The sequence below is a fragment of the Flavobacterium endophyticum genome (assembly GCF_003634455.1).
Taxonomy (GTDB): Bacteria; Bacteroidota; Bacteroidia; order Flavobacteriales; family Flavobacteriaceae; genus Flavobacterium; species Flavobacterium endophyticum.
This window is the reverse complement of sequence record NZ_RBLC01000002.1, coordinates 167094-185207: the sequence shown is the minus strand read 5'-3', so window position 1 is coordinate 185207 and position 18114 is coordinate 167094. Positions and strand designations below refer to the sequence as shown.

The following is an 18114-nucleotide window of genomic DNA, read 5'->3' as shown; positions in this document are numbered from 1 at the left end:
TAACCATAAAAAATAATAATATGACAACAGATATATTTGAAGATTTTGACGAAGAAAGTCAGGATCTTCTACGAGAGTTGGATATGCAGGGCTTCGAAGCATTTCAGAACAGCGGACAAGTAGGTAATTTAAAAAATAATAGTTTTGAAGAAATTGCTTATGAAAAAATATATGGAGAAAATAATTCCTGTGGTGAATATATAGATGAATGGACAACTAAAATAATTGACATTAATGAATTATTGAAATTTATCAGGACAAATAGACCCTATAAAAAGGCTTTTTATTTTCCAGCTTTCTTGATCCCTACGCTTAATCCACTGTCTTCGAAGAGCCCTTCGGCAATGATGCTGAAAAGTTTTTATGCTTCGGTTTCTAGTGATAAGACAATCTTTAATTATGAAGATGAAAATCGTAAGATAAAAAGGCAGGGAAAATTAGAAATCAAGCTTAATTCTAGAGCCTGTCATGTGAACTTAGATAAACCCGGCTATCTTTTTAAGATAGATGCTGCAAAAAAGAATCTAAACTTTCGGATTGCTTTTGTCTATGAAGATGCCATGCATTTAAGAAATTATGACGTAACGCCAGAAGTTGAAAATGATTTTGTATTAAGAGATCAATTCAATGCGATTATTATAAAAACAGACGATGCCAATGCGTTTGTGGCATTAGCCGAACACACGGGATCAAAAGAATTTGTTAAGGAAAAAATTAAAAATGCTTTTGTTGAGGCTCTCAAAATAGCTAAAACGGGAAGTGAATTGAAGTTCCTTTATGAAAATATTCCTGACTTTATCTTAAATCAATTAGTGTCTCTTTTGAAAGAAGAAAAGCTATGGGATCATGTGAATCTGCTCACAGATTATGATGATACAGGAACGTTTAGTAACTTTAAAGATAGCAGTGGTGCTTTAATGAATTTATTTAAGGCTTTTGGCAACTCTTTTTATATAATCGAAAAATTTAGTGAAGACCAAGCTTTTTTAAAAAGAATTTATGAGAATCTGGATGGAAGTTCAGAGTTTATGGGACAGGTCACAAGCAACAGGATAATTTTTGCTAGTCTGATAAGTGCCTGTTGCGTATATGACAATAGGCTGAAGAGGATAGACAAGACTTTTTATTATGGAAAAGGGTATAAGATAGATTCTGATATTTCTTGGTTTAGCGACGAAAAGGAAGATGAATTTTACTTAAAGCAACAGAAAATCGTAGAACATACCTATCAACAGCCCAATACTGAAACTGATGAGTTTGGAGTGACTATTTCTTTAGGACCGGATCTAGAAAAGAGCTATTCTGAAACTGTTGATCAAGATAAAGGGAGGATGTACCATCCTTTAGACATGGTTTCTTTGGTTGATTACAGTTCGGGTATAGATATTCCTATTTCCGTTCCTATTGTTTTTGTAAAAGCACTCGCGGGCGAAAAAGAGAGGCAGGATGTCGAACTCGCTATTCGTATTGGATTCGATACAGTAGCAATCATTGCTGGCGTAATAGTAATGGCAACTACTGCAAATCCAGGAGTATTTGCCCTAGCTCTTGCAGATGTAGTGCTAGCTACCGGCGATGTAGCCATAAATACCAGTCGGAATGAAATTTTGGAAACTCCAGGAGGCGCTGAATTTTTAGAGACTTGGGAGCAAATTTATGTGGTTGGAGGTATTATAACAGCCGGCCCAGCGCTTATACAGAGTTTTTTTAAAGCAGGAGCAGGGCTGTTAAGAACAGCAAATGCGATTAAAAACTTTAAGGTTGCCAATTTTGCTAGAGCTTGTATTACAAAAGTCATCTTTGAAATAAATATTGCTAATTTTACTCAAAATACAGTAAAAGAGATTCTGTACGCTGAAGAAGCTTTAGCCAATACAGGTATAAAGTTCAATATCAGAGCGGTTGCAAGATTTCAAGAAAAAGGCGTGCTGTTTATAAAAGGTATTGGACATGATGGAAAAGTTCAAGGTCTTGCAGCACTTTATAAAGGCGAAGTTATTGCTCAAGGAACTGCAAAAGAAATCAGGAATTCATTAAAAGAACTTTGGTCTGCTGAAGGTAAAGCGCTTGAAAATGGACTCGATATTCTTGAACAGACTGTAAAATATGAAAATGGCAGAATTGGTTATGTTGATGGACTGTTTGATGGGATTAATGTAAATCATAAACCAGCAGGATTTAATGCCATTGAAGATGTCGAAAGTATCCATCCGATATATGGAAAAGGAATTATTACGAAGTTTCAAAATTTTACAGGTTATTTCTATAGAAATTATGACCAAACTAAAAAAATATTTACATTCAATCATGGTTTTATAGAAGACCTGCCGAAATGGGTGACCGATGTAAGAGTAGCTTTAGTAAAAGGTAAAGGAATTCCCACCCAAGCCTATTTTACATTGAGACAAATGAAATTGCTCGGAATTACAAAAGGAGAAATAAAGCTTGTTAAGATGGCTCAAATTCAGAACCTTGAAACGATGGGTTATATCCATAAGGCTATGAAAGAAAAAGGCTTGACGAGGCTAGCAGACGTAGATATTTTGGCAGCTCCAAGCAATGAATATATGAAGACCGTTATGACACAAGCAGGTTATGAGACCATATCTGGAAAAATAATTAAGACAGATGTAACCACAAAATTATCAATACGCCGATTGAAGAGTGAGGGTTTTCCAATTACAAAAGAATTTATGAAAAAATATGACTTGTCAGACAATAGTGAATTATTTATAGACTTTAATATTGAAGTAAATGTCAAATATATAAAAAGATAAAATCATGATACAAGTAAAATTATTAAGATTAAAAGATGTTAAACCAGTAGGAGTTGACAATTTGCCTCAATTTTTGGAAGGAATAAGAAATGTTATTGGAAAGGATATTGAAATTGCTGAAAAAATTGACCCAAATTTTGAAGGTTATTATTTGTTACCGATGGGATTTACTATTCCTGAAGATGGAAATGGAAAAGTGAAAGAAAATATCAACGAAAAAGTTTTTTTAATAAGTGTTATCAACACTAATATTTCTAGAATACTAGAAGAATGCCAGCCAGCTGGATTAAACAACTGGGTTTTGTTTAAAGATGCAGGAACTTCTGTAATAGGGAGTGAAAAAGCGCTAAGAAAAGCCGGATATATAGATTCAGATTTTGGTTTTGTTTATAATAAATATAAATCAATTGTACCCATTGAATCAGATGGTTCTTATGAAACAGCTGCACGTTCAATATTAAAATATCTAGAAATTTACGATCATTATTTACAAAGCAAATAGTTATCGACAACTCATGAAAATGAAAACCGTAAGGCTTCTTGCGGTTTTTTAATTTATATTAATTATCAAAAAAATCTCATTACAAAGATTATTTTTTGTCCGTCAAACAAAAACTATGCGATTCAAAAAAATCAAGCCCATCTACGTATAACGAAAGCTATATTATTTATAAAATTTCAGGATTGATTAATATATTAGGAAAATCGGTCATTCTGATTGAATATCTTTATATACTTCATAGAAAGAAGATGATGAAAAGGATCCAAGATATGTTGGATTGCAGAAGCACTACTTGTCGAGAAAAAAATCTTACTTTGAAGATTTTTATGGCAAGTTTTTTAACCAAGGTAAAATGAAGCGCAAGAATATTTGCAAAAAACGCATGGAAAAATATCCAAAAATGAAGATTTTATATATTTGAGTTTGACCTATAAGAAGAAAATTAATAACTATCAAAATAGATGTAATAAAAAATCCAGTCAATTGACTGGATTTTTTTATTTATAACAAATGGATATTAGTACAAGCTAGTAAACTTCTCAGGATTTACCTCACTCATAATCGCATATACTTTTTCATAAATATCTTCTGCAGAAGGCTTTGAAAAATAATCCCCATCAGTTCCATATGAAGGACGGTGTGCTTTGGCAGTCAATGTTTCCGGTTTGCTGTCAAGGTATTTGTAACCGTTCTGTTCATCAAGAATCTGTTGCAAGATAAAGGCAGAAGCTCCTCCAGGGACATCTTCGTCAATTACTAATAATCGGTTGGTTTTTGCTAGAGATTTTACGATATCATGGCTGATATCGAAAGGCAATAGCGACTGTGCGTCGATAATCTCAGCATCAATACCAATCTCAAGCAATTCTTTTGCGGCCTGTTCAACCAAACGCAAGGTAGAACCATAGGAAACAAGCGTAATGTCTTTTCCTTCTTTAAGTGTTTCTACAACACCAATAGGAGTCTTAAATTCGCCCATATTGACAGGCATTTTTTCTTTTAAACGATATCCGTTCAGGCATTCCACAACAAGAGCTGGCTCGTCGGTTTCCAATAAGCTGTTGTAAAAACCAGCCGCTTTTGTCATATTTCTAGGAACCAAAACGTGTATGCCTCGAATAGCATTGATAATCATTCCCATTGGAGAACCAGAATGCCAGATACCTTCCAAGCGGTGTCCACGAGTTCTTATAATAAGCGGCGCTTTTTGCTTGCCGCGTGTTCTGTATTGTAATGTTGCCAAATCATCGCTCATGATCTGGATCGCATATAAAAGATAATCTAAGTATTGGATTTCGGCAATCGGACGAAGTCCTCTCATCGCCATTCCGATTCCTTGCCCTAAGATAGTAGCTTCACGGATTCCGACATCGGCTACACGTAGTTCGCCATATTTCTCCTGCATACCTTCCAGACCTTGGTTTACGTCACCGATATTTCCGGCATCTTCACCAAAAACAAGCGTTTCTGGATATTTGCTGAAAATAGCATCAAAGTTATCGCGGATGATAACTCTTCCATCGACTTCTTCTGCATTTTCTATGTATTCTGGAAGCACTTCTTTTACAGAAAAGACATTTTGGTCTGATTCTGAAAAGAGATTAGAGCTGAATTTCGGCTGTATTTTTTCAGTATAAGCTGTAATCCATTGCGAAAGCTGGGCTTTACCATTTTCTTTTAGGATAAGACGCAATACTTTTCGAGCTGTCGTAATAATATCTTTGCGAATAGGCTCTTTAATACTGGCTAAATCTGAAGCATGTTTTTGAATAAAAACTTTGTTTTCGCTAGCAGCAGCAATTGTTTCCAGCAAAGAAACCAATTCTTTCTGCTCGTTTTTTATAGGTTCTACAAAAGCATTCCAAGCGGCTTTTTTGCCATCGAGTACTTCCTTTTTAGCGATATTATCAATTTCGTCTAATTCTTCTTGCGTAGCAATATTGATGGCAATCATCCACAATTTCAACTGGCGAAGACAGTCGAAATCCGCTTCCCAAGCTAAACGATCAGCATTTTTGTAGCGCTCGTGCGAACCTGAAGTCGAGTGTCCTTGAGGCTGTGTCAATTCTTGCACGTGGATCAAGACAGGAACGTGTTCTTCACGTGCAATCTGTGATGCCTGCTCATAAGCTGTAATCAAGGCTGGATAATCCCATCCTTTGACGCGGATGATTTCATAGCCTTTATTTTCGTTGTCTCTTTGGAAACCTTTTAGGATTTCAGAGATATTTTCTTTTGTAGTTTGGTGTTTTGCATGAACAGAAATTCCGTATTCGTCATCCCAAACGCTCATTACCATTGGTACTTGCAACACTCCGGCAGCATTTATAGTTTCGAAAAACAAACCTTCAGAGGTACTGGCATTTCCGATAGTTCCCCAAGCAATTTCGTTTCCATTAATCGAAAAATTAGTCTTGTTGTGGATTCCTGAAACATTTCGGAATATTTTAGAAGCTTGTGCCAATCCTAATAATCGAGGCATTTGCCCAGCAGTAGGAGAGATGTCAGCACTAGAGTTTTTTTGTAGCGTTAGATTCTTCCAAGAACCATCCTCGTTCAAGCTATGCGTAGCAAAGTGGCCACCCATTTGGCGTCCGGCAGACATCGGATCATGGTCGATATCCGTATGGCCGTAAAGTCCGGCAAAAAACTGCTGAATGGTCATCTGGCCAATCGCCATCATAAAAGTCTGGTCGCGGTAGTAGCCTGAACGGAAATCCCCATTCTTAAAAGCTTTTGCCATGGCCAACTGAGGTACTTCTTTTCCGTCGCCAAAAATACCGAACTTTGCTTTTCCGGTCAAGACTTCGCGGCGTCCCAAAAGGCTGCATTCTCTGCTGATTACGGCAATTTTATAGTCATTCAACACTTCGGTCTTGAAATCTTCAAACGAAAGTTCTTTTTTGGAAGCTATTTGTGTCATAAATGGAATTTCTTGAATAGAAAACAAATTTAGACATTTCTACTTACAAAACAAAAAAGAGCTCATTTAATTATCTGCAATCAATTTGCCTTGTAATAAGTTTTGAATGCAAGAAGTTTAGTGAAAGTGAATTAAAATTGTAATATATGTAATTTTAGGCTAGAATTATCTGTTTCTGGTAGTTTCTCGAATAAAACCTTTTTCAGCCTAAAACCATTTACGAGTAAAAAGATTGACCAATGTTTTTGGACTGAATGTTATGATAAAGCGGACCTTTTCGTTATAATGAGGTTGTCCGACTTCCCAGCCATTGCTGGAATATACAGGGAAATATAATTCAAAATAATCAGTCACAAGATTTAATCGGATGCCGCTGTCGTAAACAAAATTCGGGTCAGCATGCTTGTTTTTTACCAATCCGGCATCGCCGTAGACTTCAATCCAATGCCAGATACTAAAACTTCCGTTCAGGGTCGTCATCCATTGGTTGGCAAACGGAGTATCAAGCTTGGACTTGAACCCACCTTCAGCAAGAATCAGCTGTTGGCTGAAAAAACCAGTGCTTTCTGAACGTCCGTAATAGTTATAATCAAACAAATAATCTGTCGGACGGTCAAGCGCAAAACTGAAATAATCGGTGTCGGTTTTGTTGTATAGAAAAGTTCCGGCGTACAATCTCAGGTTGAGCTGGCGGTTGTCTTCAAACAATTTTCGGTATTCGATTTCTGCTGCCGTTTTTCCAAATTTTCCAGAAATCTGCAGATCGGTTACAAAGTTAAAGTGGTTGGTCACTTCTGTCTTGACATTGTAATATTTAGCATTAAAAACAGAATAATTTTCAGTTTCTTCCACATTATAGATAGACTTGTCACGGTTTACCAAGACTTCTCGAAACTGTATGCCTTGCTTTCTGTTATCGCGGAAATTATTTTCCCTGAAAAGCATCGTCACCGTAGGAGTTAGTTTCAGATAGGCCGCATCTGGAGCATAATGAAAATAAGACCCGTTCATCTGATAGCGGATGTTGAAAGGATTGTTGTTGCGGTTGTATTGGTTTACGGCAAAAGAAAACGACCCTGTTAGCGTCTGCGTATTCGGCGAATAGATTGGGTTTATTTCATAAACAAACGGCTTGTCTAAGATGGTCTTGTTATGGAAACGGATTCCTGGCGACAGCCCGTCGTATAAGTTATACGTTAATGTCGGGACATAAAGAACTTGGTTATAATAGGGATCTTCCAGGTCCTTCATGAAATTGAACTTGATCGGTCGGTTTTGATGTAGAAAGCCTTTTAAGGATTTCCAGTTGTTGCGAAGATTGTATTCTGGAACTTCATTATGATAATTCAGGACGATTTTGTCTGCCTCGTTGCGCGGCAGGGTAAAAGTGCTGTCGGTTTTGATGTTGTCGAGCCATTTTTTAAAAACAACTTCGTTTTTCTTCGTACCATAAACTGGAATAGGAACAACTGTTTTTGTCTTATTACGAACCGTAAAAGTTACGCTGTCTTTGGTTTTTGAAACATTGGTAAATTTATAATCCACGATATCTCTAGAATCGATTATCGTCTTGAAGAACCAGCTGATGTCTTTTTTTGCATTTGCTTTAAGGATCTTCTCAAAATCTGTCCTTGAAGCAGTGTGTTCTTTGTCCAAGGCATAAAATTCACGGATGCTGTTTTCTACGATGTCATTTTCTAAATAATTATCCAAATATTTAAGGCTTAGTCCCGCTCTGTATTTGCTGGCAATCTGCTCGTTGAATTTAATGAATGTATTTTTAGGATCGCCTATCGGCTGGTCTAGGTTTTTTCGGGCCATCAGCATATAGAAATAGCTGTACTGCTCGTTAAAACTAATCGTTGTAAGGTTATAACCTCTGAGCAGCCACCATTGCGAAAGATTGCCCATCATTTTACTGTCCGGATGATGATCTTCTATATATTTCATCATGGTATAAATCTGAATGCCGTCATAAATCCAGTTATCGTCTCTTGCATTTAGGTGAAGGCTGGTCTTGAGGAAATTATTCAGATAGGTCTTGAGGAATTTTATCTCAAATAAAAACTCATCGGGAAACGGACTTATAAATGACGGAAGCTGATTCAATCCGTAAAAGGGATTTTTTTCATAATCTGCTTGCGACACCGTAATTTTTTCAAAAGGATAGCTGCCTATATTTTCATTGACAAAATTTACGACTTTGTCAATGACAATCGCTTTCTGGATTTCGTTCAGCCTGTTTTCCTTGAGGTTGGTTTCTACAGTAACGACATTGTTTTTATAACTGTAGAAGGTTGTTTTGGGTTCTAAGAACAGGTTGAAATCTTGGCGGTTTTTTCCAGACAGCTCATAAGTAGAAAACGTTGCGTCTTTGGTACGGCTGATTTCGTTTAGGTCTGAAGTAGCTTCAAGTCCTAATGGAAGTTTCAAGTTTACGTCAAAATCTGTGAGACTATTGGTGATATCGTCTAGATTATTGTTGCTGTATTTTATAAATTGATGGTTTTCATATCGGGCAGGAGTGAGGAACCAGTTTTTCAGATTCATTTCGCCGTTCTGGTTCCAGCCGTATTTGGTAAAACGGTCATTTGGAAGTTTTACCAGATACGTCAGTTTTAGTACTGTTTTTTCATTGGGAGCCAATTTTTCACGAAGATTGACTTCTATTACATCGGGATGTTTTTCAAACCGGTGCCATTTCAAAAACAAATTATCTTGTCCAATAATGGTTATGTTGTCTGTCTTTCCTCTTTCTTCATCTTTTGCCAAGTGAAAGCTTCTGACAAATTCATCAGAGAATCGTTTTGCCAAAGGCGTATTTTTATCCGAATAAGCGTGGTTCCAATCGTTAAGGATGATAGAAGTCAGTGTGTCTCCCGTTTGGTTATTAAAGGTAATTTCCTGCTGTACGTAGGCTGACTTTTCTTCGCTATTAATCTCAACAATCATTCTGGAATGATGTTGCGCGTTTCCTTTTATTGAAAGAAACATAAAAGAAAAACAGAAAAAGATTTTAAAGAAAGTATTCAAGCAGCAATTTTATATAATGTACGGTAAAACGTTAAAGCAAGTTTAGTTATTATTAGATACATTTCCTAATAAAGGTTGCTTAAGATTGGCTTAAAAAGAAAAGCTGCCTAAAAAGACAGCTTTCGATTTGTTTATTGTGATGAGCTTTTTAAAAATTAGGACTCAAATTGTATTTTTTGTAGAAATTATCCAAGACATCTAAGACTTCATCTTCATTGTCAACAATCTTGATGAGGTCCATGTCGCCAGGGCTTACGTTGCTGTATTTTTCAATCAGTACCGTTTTTACCCATTCGATTAGTCCGGCCCAGAAATCTCTTCCGACCAAGATGATTGGGAATTTGCCTATTTTTTTTGTCTGGATTAAAGTTATCGCTTCGAATAGTTCATCCAAAGTTCCGAAACCTCCCGGCATTACTACAAATCCTTGGGAATATTTCACGAACATTACCTTGCGTACAAAGAAATAGTCGAAATTTAGATTTTTGTCTTTATCGATATACGGATTGAAATGTTGCTCAAAAGGCAGGTCGATGTTGAGTCCAACCGAAGTCCCGCCGCCCAAATGTGCTCCTTTATTTCCGGCTTCCATGATACCAGGTCCGCCGCCAGTGATAACGCCATAGCCGGCTTTACTTATTTTATAGGCGATTTTTTCAGCAAGCAGGTAATATTTATCGTCTGGTTTTGTTCTTGCAGATCCAAAAATAGAAACACAAGGACCAATTCTTCCCATGTTTTCATAGCCGTTTACAAACTCGGACATGATTTTAAAAATTGCCCAAGAATCATTGCTTCGTATCTCGTTCCACGTCTTTTGTTTAAATACTTCTTGTATTCTGTCGTCTTCGTTTTCGAATGTTTCTTTTTTCATCTTTCTTAAAAATTAATCAGCCTGCTAAAGTAACTCTTTTTTCAAGAATTGCGCCGTGTAGCTGTTTTTATTTTTGGCAACTTCTTCCGGCGTTCCTTTGGCAATCAACTGTCCGCCGCCTTTTCCTCCTTCAGGGCCAATGTCGATAATATAATCGGCGAGCTTGATAACGTCCATGTTGTGTTCGATTATCAGCACCGTATTTCCTTTGTTGACTAACTTGTCGATTACTTCCATCAAGACACGAATGTCTTCAAAATGCAATCCCGTTGTTGGTTCATCGAGGATATAAAACGTATTTCCGGTATCTTTTTTAGACAATTCGCCTGCGAGCTTGATTCGCTGCGCTTCACCACCGGAAAGCGTGGTGCTTTGCTGTCCTAAAGTGATATAACCTAAGCCAACATCTTGTAGAGCCTTTACCTTTCGGTATATTTTTGGTATGTTTTCGAAGAATTCAACTCCTTCGTCAACAGTCATATTTAGCACATCAGAAATTGATTTTCCTTTGTATCGTATTTCTAGAGTTTCTCTGTTGAAACGCTTTCCTTGGCAGGTTTCGCATTCTACATACACGTCGGGCAAGAAGCTCATTTCTATCGTACGTACGCCAGAACCCTCGCAGGTTTCGCATCTTCCTCCAGAAACGTTAAAGCTGAAACGGCCCGGTTTATAGCCTCTAATCATGGCTTCCGGCGTTTGCGTGAACAAACTTCTGATTTCTGAAAAAACCTCTGTATAAGTAGCTGGATTCGAACGTGGCGTCCTTCCAATTGGTGATTGGTCGATGTCGATAATCTTGTCGATATTCTCTAATCCTTCAATCTTTTTATAAGGCTGTGGTTTTTTCACGCCGTTGAAAAAGTGAGCGTTTAGGATAGGATAGAGTGTTTCGTTAATTAACGTCGATTTGCCGCTTCCGGAAACTCCTGTCACACAGATTAATTTGCCCAAAGGCAATTCTATAGAAACATTTTTCAAGTTATTTCCTGTTGCTCCCGTTAGTTTTAGAGATTTTCCGTTGCCTTCGCGTCGTTTTTTCGGGACAGCGATTTCCATTTCGCCATTTAAATACGAAGCGGTCAAAGTATGTTCTTTCAAAAGCTCTTTTGGAGTTCCTTTGCTGATGATTTGCCCGCCAAATCGTCCCGCTTTTGGTCCAATATCGATAACGTAATCGGCTCTTTCGATCATGTCTTTATCGTGTTCTACCACAATTACAGAATTTCCGATGTCGCGCAACTGTTCTAAAGAATGAATCAGTTTTTCGTTGTCTCTTTGGTGTAATCCGATACTCGGTTCGTCTAGAATATAAAGGACTCCAACCAATTGCGATCCGATTTGTGTCGCCAAACGGATTCGCTGTGCTTCTCCGCCAGAAAGTGATTTCGAGCTTCGGCTCAATGCGAGGTAATTCAATCCTACGTTGACCAAAAAGCTCAATCTGGATTTGATTTCTTTGACAACTTCGGAAGCAATTTTTCGTTGCTTTTCGGTTAAATCGTTATCCAATTGGTCAAACCAAACGGCTAGGTCAGAAATATCCATATCGGTTAATTCTGCTATGTTTTTTCCGTTTACTTTGAAATATAGTGATTCTTTTTTCAAACGAGAGCCTTCACAAACCGGACATTTTACTTCGTCCATGAATTCTTTTGCCCAACGTCTGATGGAAGTGGAGCCGCTTTCGTCGAATTGGTTTTTAATAAAGCTTGAAATTCCTTCAAAGTCAATTTTATAATCTTTTGTCACGCCTAATGTCTTGGACGAAACTTCAAATTTTTCTTTTCCGCCGTACATGATGACTTCCATGGCTTCTTCGGAAATCTTTTCAATCGGATCCGTTAATTTAAATCCGAATTTCTCTCCGATAATTTCCAACTGTTTGAAAATCCAAGAGCTTTTATATTCTCCCAAAGGCGCGAAACCACCTTGCTTGATGGAAAGTTTCGGATTCGGAATGATCTTTTTCATATTGATTTCATTCACGGTTCCCAAGCCGTTGCAATGGTCACAGGCTCCTTTTGGGGAGTTGAATGAAAAATTATTCGGCTCTGGATTCGGATAGGAAATCCCAGAAGTAGGACACATTAGGTTTCGGCTAAAATAGCGTGCTTCTTGGCTGTCTTGGTCAATAATCATCAAGATGTCATCGCCGTGATACATGGCTGTCTTGATACTTTCCGTCAGACGTTTATCATTTTCGGGCGTATTTTCAATCAGCATTCTGTCGATAACCGTCTCGATATCGTGTGTCTTATAACGGTCTAATTTCATTCCGGCCGTAATGTCCTTGATCTCGCCATTGATTCGGACTTTTAGAAATCCTTGTTTTGAAATTTGTTCAAATAACTCGCGGTAATGTCCTTTACGAGAACGGATTATAGGCGCTAAGATATTAATTCTTTTTCCTTCGAACTGCTCAAAAATAAGTTGTTTGATTTGCTCATCGCTGTAGCTGACCATTTTTTCGCCAGTCACATAACTGTAAGCATCACCAGCTCTGGCATATAACAGACGTAGGAAATCGTAAATTTCGGTAATAGTTCCAACGGTCGAACGCGGACTTTTGCTTGTCGTCTTTTGCTCAATGGCAATTACCGGAGAAAGGCCGTCAATTTTATCAACATCAGGACGTTCTAGACCGCCAAGAAACTGTCGGGCATAGGCCGAAAAAGTCTCAATATAACGGCGCTGTCCTTCGGCATAAATCGTGTCGAAGGCCAAAGAAGATTTTCCAGATCCCGAAAGACCCGTAATGACTACGAGTTTTTCACGGGGAATTGTAACATCAATATTTTTTAGATTGTGGACGCGGGCGCCTAAAACTTCAATCGTATTTTCAGTATCTAGCATAGAATTTTTTGCAAAATGCAAAGGTACGTTTTTGTAATTTATTTTTAGTTAAAGACGAATGTCCAAAACTTAAATTTATGTAAAAAGAAGTAAGGGCTTAGTTTTGCTCTTTGTCAGTAGTTTATGAAAAGAAAAGTTCCTTATTCAATGACCATTTCTTTTAATTTTTTTCTATAGGATTCTAATACGCTTACCTTAGAGATGAACCCAAAATACTTGCCGTTTTTTGTGACTGGAAGCTGCTCCAAATGGGAGTTTTCGAATTTTTCCATTACAAGTTCCATTCCGTCTTCATAAGAAATCACATCAATAGGAGCTTTCATGACTTCTGGAATGGTTGTATATTTTACCCTGAAAGAATTGAATACGATAGGTTTCAGGTCTTCAAAATCAATAATCCCGATCAGCTCATTTTTAGCATTTACGACCGGAAAAACTTCTTGCTTAGAATTAGAAAGATATTCTACTAGACTCTCGATTTTGTCTTCCAGCTTGACAGTTTTGTATTCGGAATTGATGTGGTCTAAGATGTCGATGTTGGAAAGGATGTTTTTGTCCTTGTCGCTCGTAAAAACATCGCCTTTGTCTGCCAAATGCTTGACGTCCATTGAATGCGTCTCAAACTGCTTGGAAACCGCAAAACTGATGGAAGAAACAATCATCAACGGCACCATAAGGTTGTAGCCTCCGGTAATTTCACCGATAAGGAAGATAGCTGTCAATGGAGCGTGGAAGAGGCCGCTCAAGATTCCGGCCATTCCTACAATCGTAAAATTTCCGACAGGAAGTTCTTTTCCGATTCCTAAAAGATTAAAAAATTTAGCTACGAAAAAACCCAAATAAGAACCTACGAAAAGGGAAGGAGCAAAGTTACCTCCGTTTCCGCCGCTGCCGAGTGTCAATCCTGTAGCATATACTTTCAGAAGCATGGTGATCCCTACGAATAACAACAGTACCCATTCGTTACTTTTATATTCGTCAAGCAATGTGTTTTCTAGAAGGACTTGTGGATTCGCGTTAGATAAGGTCTTGATGCTTTCATAACCTTCTCCGAAAAGCGTCGGGAAAAAGAAAATCAGTACGGCTAAGATTGATGCTCCAAAGAGCGCTTTTTTATAAGTACTGTTTTTAAATTTTTTGAAAAAACCTTCTATTTTTTGGAAATTTCGGGCATGATAGATGGAGACAAGACCAGCCAAAACTCCCAAAAGGATATAAAATGGAATGTTATGGAAGTCAAACGTTTGTTGTTGCTTGAAGGACAGAAGCACGTCTTCGTTTAAAACAATTGTTGAAATCAAGGCTCCAGTCGCTGCAGAAATCATGATCGGAATAAAAGCTGTAATGGCAACGTCGGTGAGAACCACTTCAATCGCAAATAATACGCCGGCAATGGGCGCGTTAAATGCGGCCGCAATACCTGCGGCGACGCCACAAGCCAAAAGTAAGATTCTATCTTTTTGAGAAAGCCTGTATTTTTGGGCAAAATTGGAACCAAAGGCAGCGCCTGTAATCGTAATCGGCGACTCTAATCCCGCTGAACCTCCAAGTCCAACCGTTAAGGAGCTAGTTATGATTTGAGCATACATTTGCTTTTTTGGTAGAATACCGCCTCTTTTTGCAACGGCATACAAAATTCGGGAACTCCCTTTTTCGAGCTTTCCGTCTAAAATATTTTTAATGACAAAAACCGTCAGAAGGATTCCTATTATTGGCAATATACTATTGATGTAAGGGAGTTTCAGGTAACCATTGACATACGTAGCAAATACGAAAACGGAGTGGGCAAAGCCTTTCAACACGATTACGGCAAAGGCGCAGGAAATTCCAACGACTACGCAGGACAGGTAAATAAAATGTCTTTCGGAAAGGAAATTTTTAAACAAAAAGAACAGCGTTTCTATTTGTCGGAAAATGTTCCTGAAGAATATTTTTATGGGAGACGCTTTTTTGCCTGGCATTTTATATCTGAGAAAAACGATTAGGATTAAAATGCTAAAATACGCCTTTTGTTAAATTTTTAAAGATAAAACTATTATAAAGTTTTAATTTTTTCTGCGACAAAATCCCTTAACTCTTTAAAAAATAGAGTAAACTCTTGCTCAAATTCAGTATAGAATTCTCGTAATTCTTTTACAGATTCGCCCATCTTTGAAGTGTTTTTGGTACGATAGTCCATTTGTGATAAAATTTTTCCGATGCCGTCGATAAACTGGTAATTCCACAGCCAGTTGCCGCGTTCCATGTGAGGGAGCATGTTTTGAGTTTTTAGCGTCAGAATGTCGAAATTATCTTCTAACGATTGGTAGAAATTGTTCACAAATACATCTAGTTTTTCATCCGAATAGTGCTTCCAGTTCTTGGCCAAAAAATGGTCGTAGAAAACATCTATGATGACACCAGAATAATGGCCGTATCGTTCGTGCAATCTATGCTTGCTGATTCGAAAAACAGAATGAGCATCCGTAAATGTATCAATAGCACGGTGCAATATGATTCCTTTTTGAATGTCTTCTGGAAAATGTTCGTAGTCTTTCCCGCGAATACCGTCGGCCATAAAACCGCCAATTTTCATGAAATCATTATTTCCGGAAAGATAAATATGGGCTAGAAAATTCATTCGTCTAATTTAGGAATTTTATATTACTTGAGGCGCAATTCATATATTTGCTAACAATTTAAATTTTAGGAACGAAAAAATCAAAATAAAATATGACCTTAATAAAATCAATATCAGGAATCCGAGGCACTATCGGTGGAAAAGTAGGAGATAACCTGACTCCGGTTGATGCTGTAAAATTTGCTTCTGCGTACGGAACTTGGCTGAAAGACTATTCGAAAAAAGACAAACTGACGGTCGTGATTGGCCGTGATGCCAGAATTTCGGGCCCGATGATTCATAATTTGGTCGTGAATACCTTAATCGGATTAGGAATTGATGTTATTGATTTGGGCTTATCGACGACGCCTACTGTTGAAGTTGCCGTTCCTTTAGAAAAAGCCGATGGTGGAATCATCCTGACAGCAAGCCACAATCCAAAACAATGGAATGCATTGAAATTGCTAAATGAAAAAGGAGAATTCTTAAGCGGAGCTGAAGGCGCTAAAATTCTAGACATTGCCGAAAGAGAAGCTTTTGACTTTTCAGATGTAGATAGTTTGGGCGAAATTATTTCAAATGATGCTTACATGGATATTCACATTGATGAGGTGTTAAATCTTCCTTTAGTTGATGTCGAGGCTGTAAAACAAGCCAAATTTAAAGTTGTTGTCGACGGAGTAAATTCTTCAGGAGGTGTTATCATTCCTAAGCTGTTAGAATTGATGGGTGTTGAGGTGGTAAAATTATATTGCGAGCCAAACGGACATTTTCCACACAATCCAGAGCCTTTAAAAGAGCATTTGACGGATATTTCAGAATTGGTCGTAAGTGAAAAAGCAGATTTGGGCATTGTTGTCGATCCTGATGTAGACCGTCTGGCGTTTATTTCTGAAGACGGAGAAATGTTTGGTGAAGAATATACTTTGGTTGCCGTGGCAGATTATGTCTTGAGCAAGACACCAGGAAATACGGTTTCTAACATGTCGTCTTCACGTGCGTTGCGTGATGTAACAAACAATCACAAAGGTACTTACGAAGCCAGTGCCGTGGGTGAAGTAAATGTTGTGGAATTGATGAAAAACAACAATGCGATTATTGGCGGCGAAGGTAACGGCGGCATCATTTATCCAGAACTTCATTACGGCCGTGATTCCTTGGTAGGAGTAGCTTTGTTCTTGACGCATCTGGCAAACAAAAAGATGAAGGTTTCTGAATTGAGAGCTTCGTATCCTGAATATTTCATGAGCAAGAACAAGATCGAATTGACACCGCAGATTGATGTTGATGCCATTTTAGTCGCCATGACAGACAAATATAAGTCAGAAAATATTTCGACAATCGACGGCGTAAAAATTGACTTTGCCGAAAACTGGGTACATTTAAGAAAGTCCAACACAGAACCGATCATCCGAATTTACACTGAAGCCAAAAGCCAGTCAGAAGCGGATGCATTAGCACTAAGAATTATTGAAGAAATCAAAGCCGTAGCCGGAATTTAAATAGATAAAAATGGAAAACCAATCTCAAGAACCATACAAGCAAGAATCCTATAGAGCGGAACCGTATAGGCAAAATTATAGAAAACAACTTCCGAATGCCACGACCGTACTTGTTTTAGGAATTACTTCGGTAGTTACCTCGTTTTGTTATGGTATTTTCGGAATCATATTGGGCATCATTGCCTTAGTGATTGCGAAAAAAGACATGCAGCTGTATCGTGAAAATCCACAGGAATACGACGGATATCAGAACTTAAGTGCTGGAAGAATTTGCGCCATTATCGGATTGTGCATCGGCTCGTTGTTCTTTATTTTCATCATTTTCTATTTTATTTTTGTTGCATCGGTGCTGATCCCTGCATTTTCAGCCGCAGCAGCGACCTAAACTATTCTATTATGAAAAAGTTAACCTTGACATTTGTCTTATTGTTAGTAACGATAGGCGTTTCTGCCCAAAAGTTTACGAAATCAGAACGGAATTTGATTCAGTCTGGAGATACGAAAACGATGCTCAAGGTTATTCAGATAACAGACGAGAAAGAACTAAAAATATTAAAATCAGTTTCAACAGATGTCGACCCGAAAGACGACCTGTTGCCATTGCTAGCGGAACGAATGTTTTTGGCAATGCGAGATCCCGTCAATCCAGGCATCGGAATTGCAGCACCGCAGGTCGGGATTAATAAAAATGTCATCTGGGTACAGCGTTTTGATAAAGAAGGAGAGCCGTTTGAATTGTATCTTAATCCAAAAATAACATGGAGTTCGGCTTTGTTGCGAAAAGGAAAAGAAGGCTGTCTTTCCATTCCAGATATCAGTGGCGATGTCTTGAGAAATTACACTATAAAATTAACGTATCTTGATAAAAGCGGAAAGCCTTGCGAAGAAATCATCGAAGGCTTTACTGCTGTTATCTTTCAGCACGAAACCGATCATCTAAAAGGAATTCTTTTTACCGACATGATGAAAGAACAAGAAAAAATAGAAGTTTCTCCTGTCAGTAATGAAATCAACTTGTTTTTAGAAAAACGTCTCAGAAGACAATAAT

The 18114-nt window shown here is 37.9% G+C and carries 11 protein-coding genes; 5 read left to right on the top strand and 6 right to left on the bottom strand.

Going from position 1 to position 18114, the window contains the following annotated elements; all coding sequences use genetic code 11:
• Nucleotides 1–20: 20 nt before the first annotated feature.
• On the top strand, nucleotides 21–2777 hold the full coding sequence (locus tag CLV94_RS10425) for a hypothetical protein (protein WP_121376432.1): 2757 nt from the start codon (nucleotides 21–23) through the stop codon (nucleotides 2775–2777).
• Between the two features lie 4 nt (nucleotides 2778–2781).
• Nucleotides 2782–3279 (top strand): hypothetical protein, encoded by a 498-nt coding sequence (locus CLV94_RS10420; protein ID WP_121376431.1) that lies wholly within the window; start codon nucleotides 2782–2784, stop codon nucleotides 3277–3279.
• Between the two features lie 517 nt (nucleotides 3280–3796).
• Here the strand turns inward: CLV94_RS10420 and CLV94_RS10410 are convergent.
• The 6 genes from CLV94_RS10410 to CLV94_RS10385 form a co-directional block, all read right to left on the bottom strand.
• Nucleotides 3797–6202, bottom strand: a complete 2406-nt coding sequence (locus CLV94_RS10410; RefSeq protein WP_121376620.1) for an alpha-ketoacid dehydrogenase subunit alpha/beta — start codon at nucleotides 6200–6202, stop codon at nucleotides 3797–3799.
• A 207-nt stretch (nucleotides 6203–6409) separates the two neighbouring features.
• Nucleotides 6410–9196, bottom strand: a complete 2787-nt coding sequence (locus CLV94_RS10405) for an aminopeptidase (protein WP_245982535.1) — start codon at nucleotides 9194–9196, stop codon at nucleotides 6410–6412.
• 187 nt (nucleotides 9197–9383) lie between these two features.
• Nucleotides 9384–10109: an LOG family protein gene (locus CLV94_RS10400; protein ID WP_121376429.1), complete on the bottom strand. Its 726-nt coding sequence runs from the start codon at nucleotides 10107–10109 to the stop codon at nucleotides 9384–9386.
• A 24-nt stretch (nucleotides 10110–10133) separates the two neighbouring features.
• Nucleotides 10134–12965, bottom strand: coding sequence for an excinuclease ABC subunit UvrA (gene uvrA / locus CLV94_RS10395; protein WP_121376428.1), 2832 nt, complete (start codon nucleotides 12963–12965; stop codon nucleotides 10134–10136).
• A gap of 140 nt (nucleotides 12966–13105) precedes the next feature.
• Nucleotides 13106–14926, bottom strand: a complete 1821-nt coding sequence (locus CLV94_RS10390; protein ID WP_121376427.1) for a chloride channel protein — start codon at nucleotides 14924–14926, stop codon at nucleotides 13106–13108.
• 74 nt (nucleotides 14927–15000) lie between these two features.
• Nucleotides 15001–15585 (bottom strand): acyl carrier protein phosphodiesterase, encoded by a 585-nt coding sequence (locus CLV94_RS10385; protein WP_121376426.1) that lies wholly within the window; start codon nucleotides 15583–15585, stop codon nucleotides 15001–15003.
• A 92-nt stretch (nucleotides 15586–15677) separates the two neighbouring features.
• Here CLV94_RS10385 and glmM point away from each other — a divergent pair, with 92 nt between their 5' ends.
• From glmM to def, 3 genes are read left to right on the top strand one after another with little or no spacing between them, the layout of a single operon-like run.
• Entirely contained in the window at nucleotides 15678–17066 is a 1389-nt protein-coding gene (glmM, locus tag CLV94_RS10380; RefSeq protein WP_121376425.1) for a phosphoglucosamine mutase, read from the top strand.
• 10 nt (nucleotides 17067–17076) lie between these two features.
• Nucleotides 17077–17451, top strand: coding sequence for a CCC motif membrane protein (locus tag CLV94_RS10375; RefSeq protein ID WP_121376424.1), 375 nt, complete (start codon nucleotides 17077–17079; stop codon nucleotides 17449–17451).
• An 11-nt stretch (nucleotides 17452–17462) separates the two neighbouring features.
• Nucleotides 17463–18113 (top strand): peptide deformylase, encoded by a 651-nt coding sequence (gene def / locus CLV94_RS10370; RefSeq protein WP_121376423.1) that lies wholly within the window; start codon nucleotides 17463–17465, stop codon nucleotides 18111–18113.
• Nucleotide 18114: the final 1 nt, after the last annotated feature.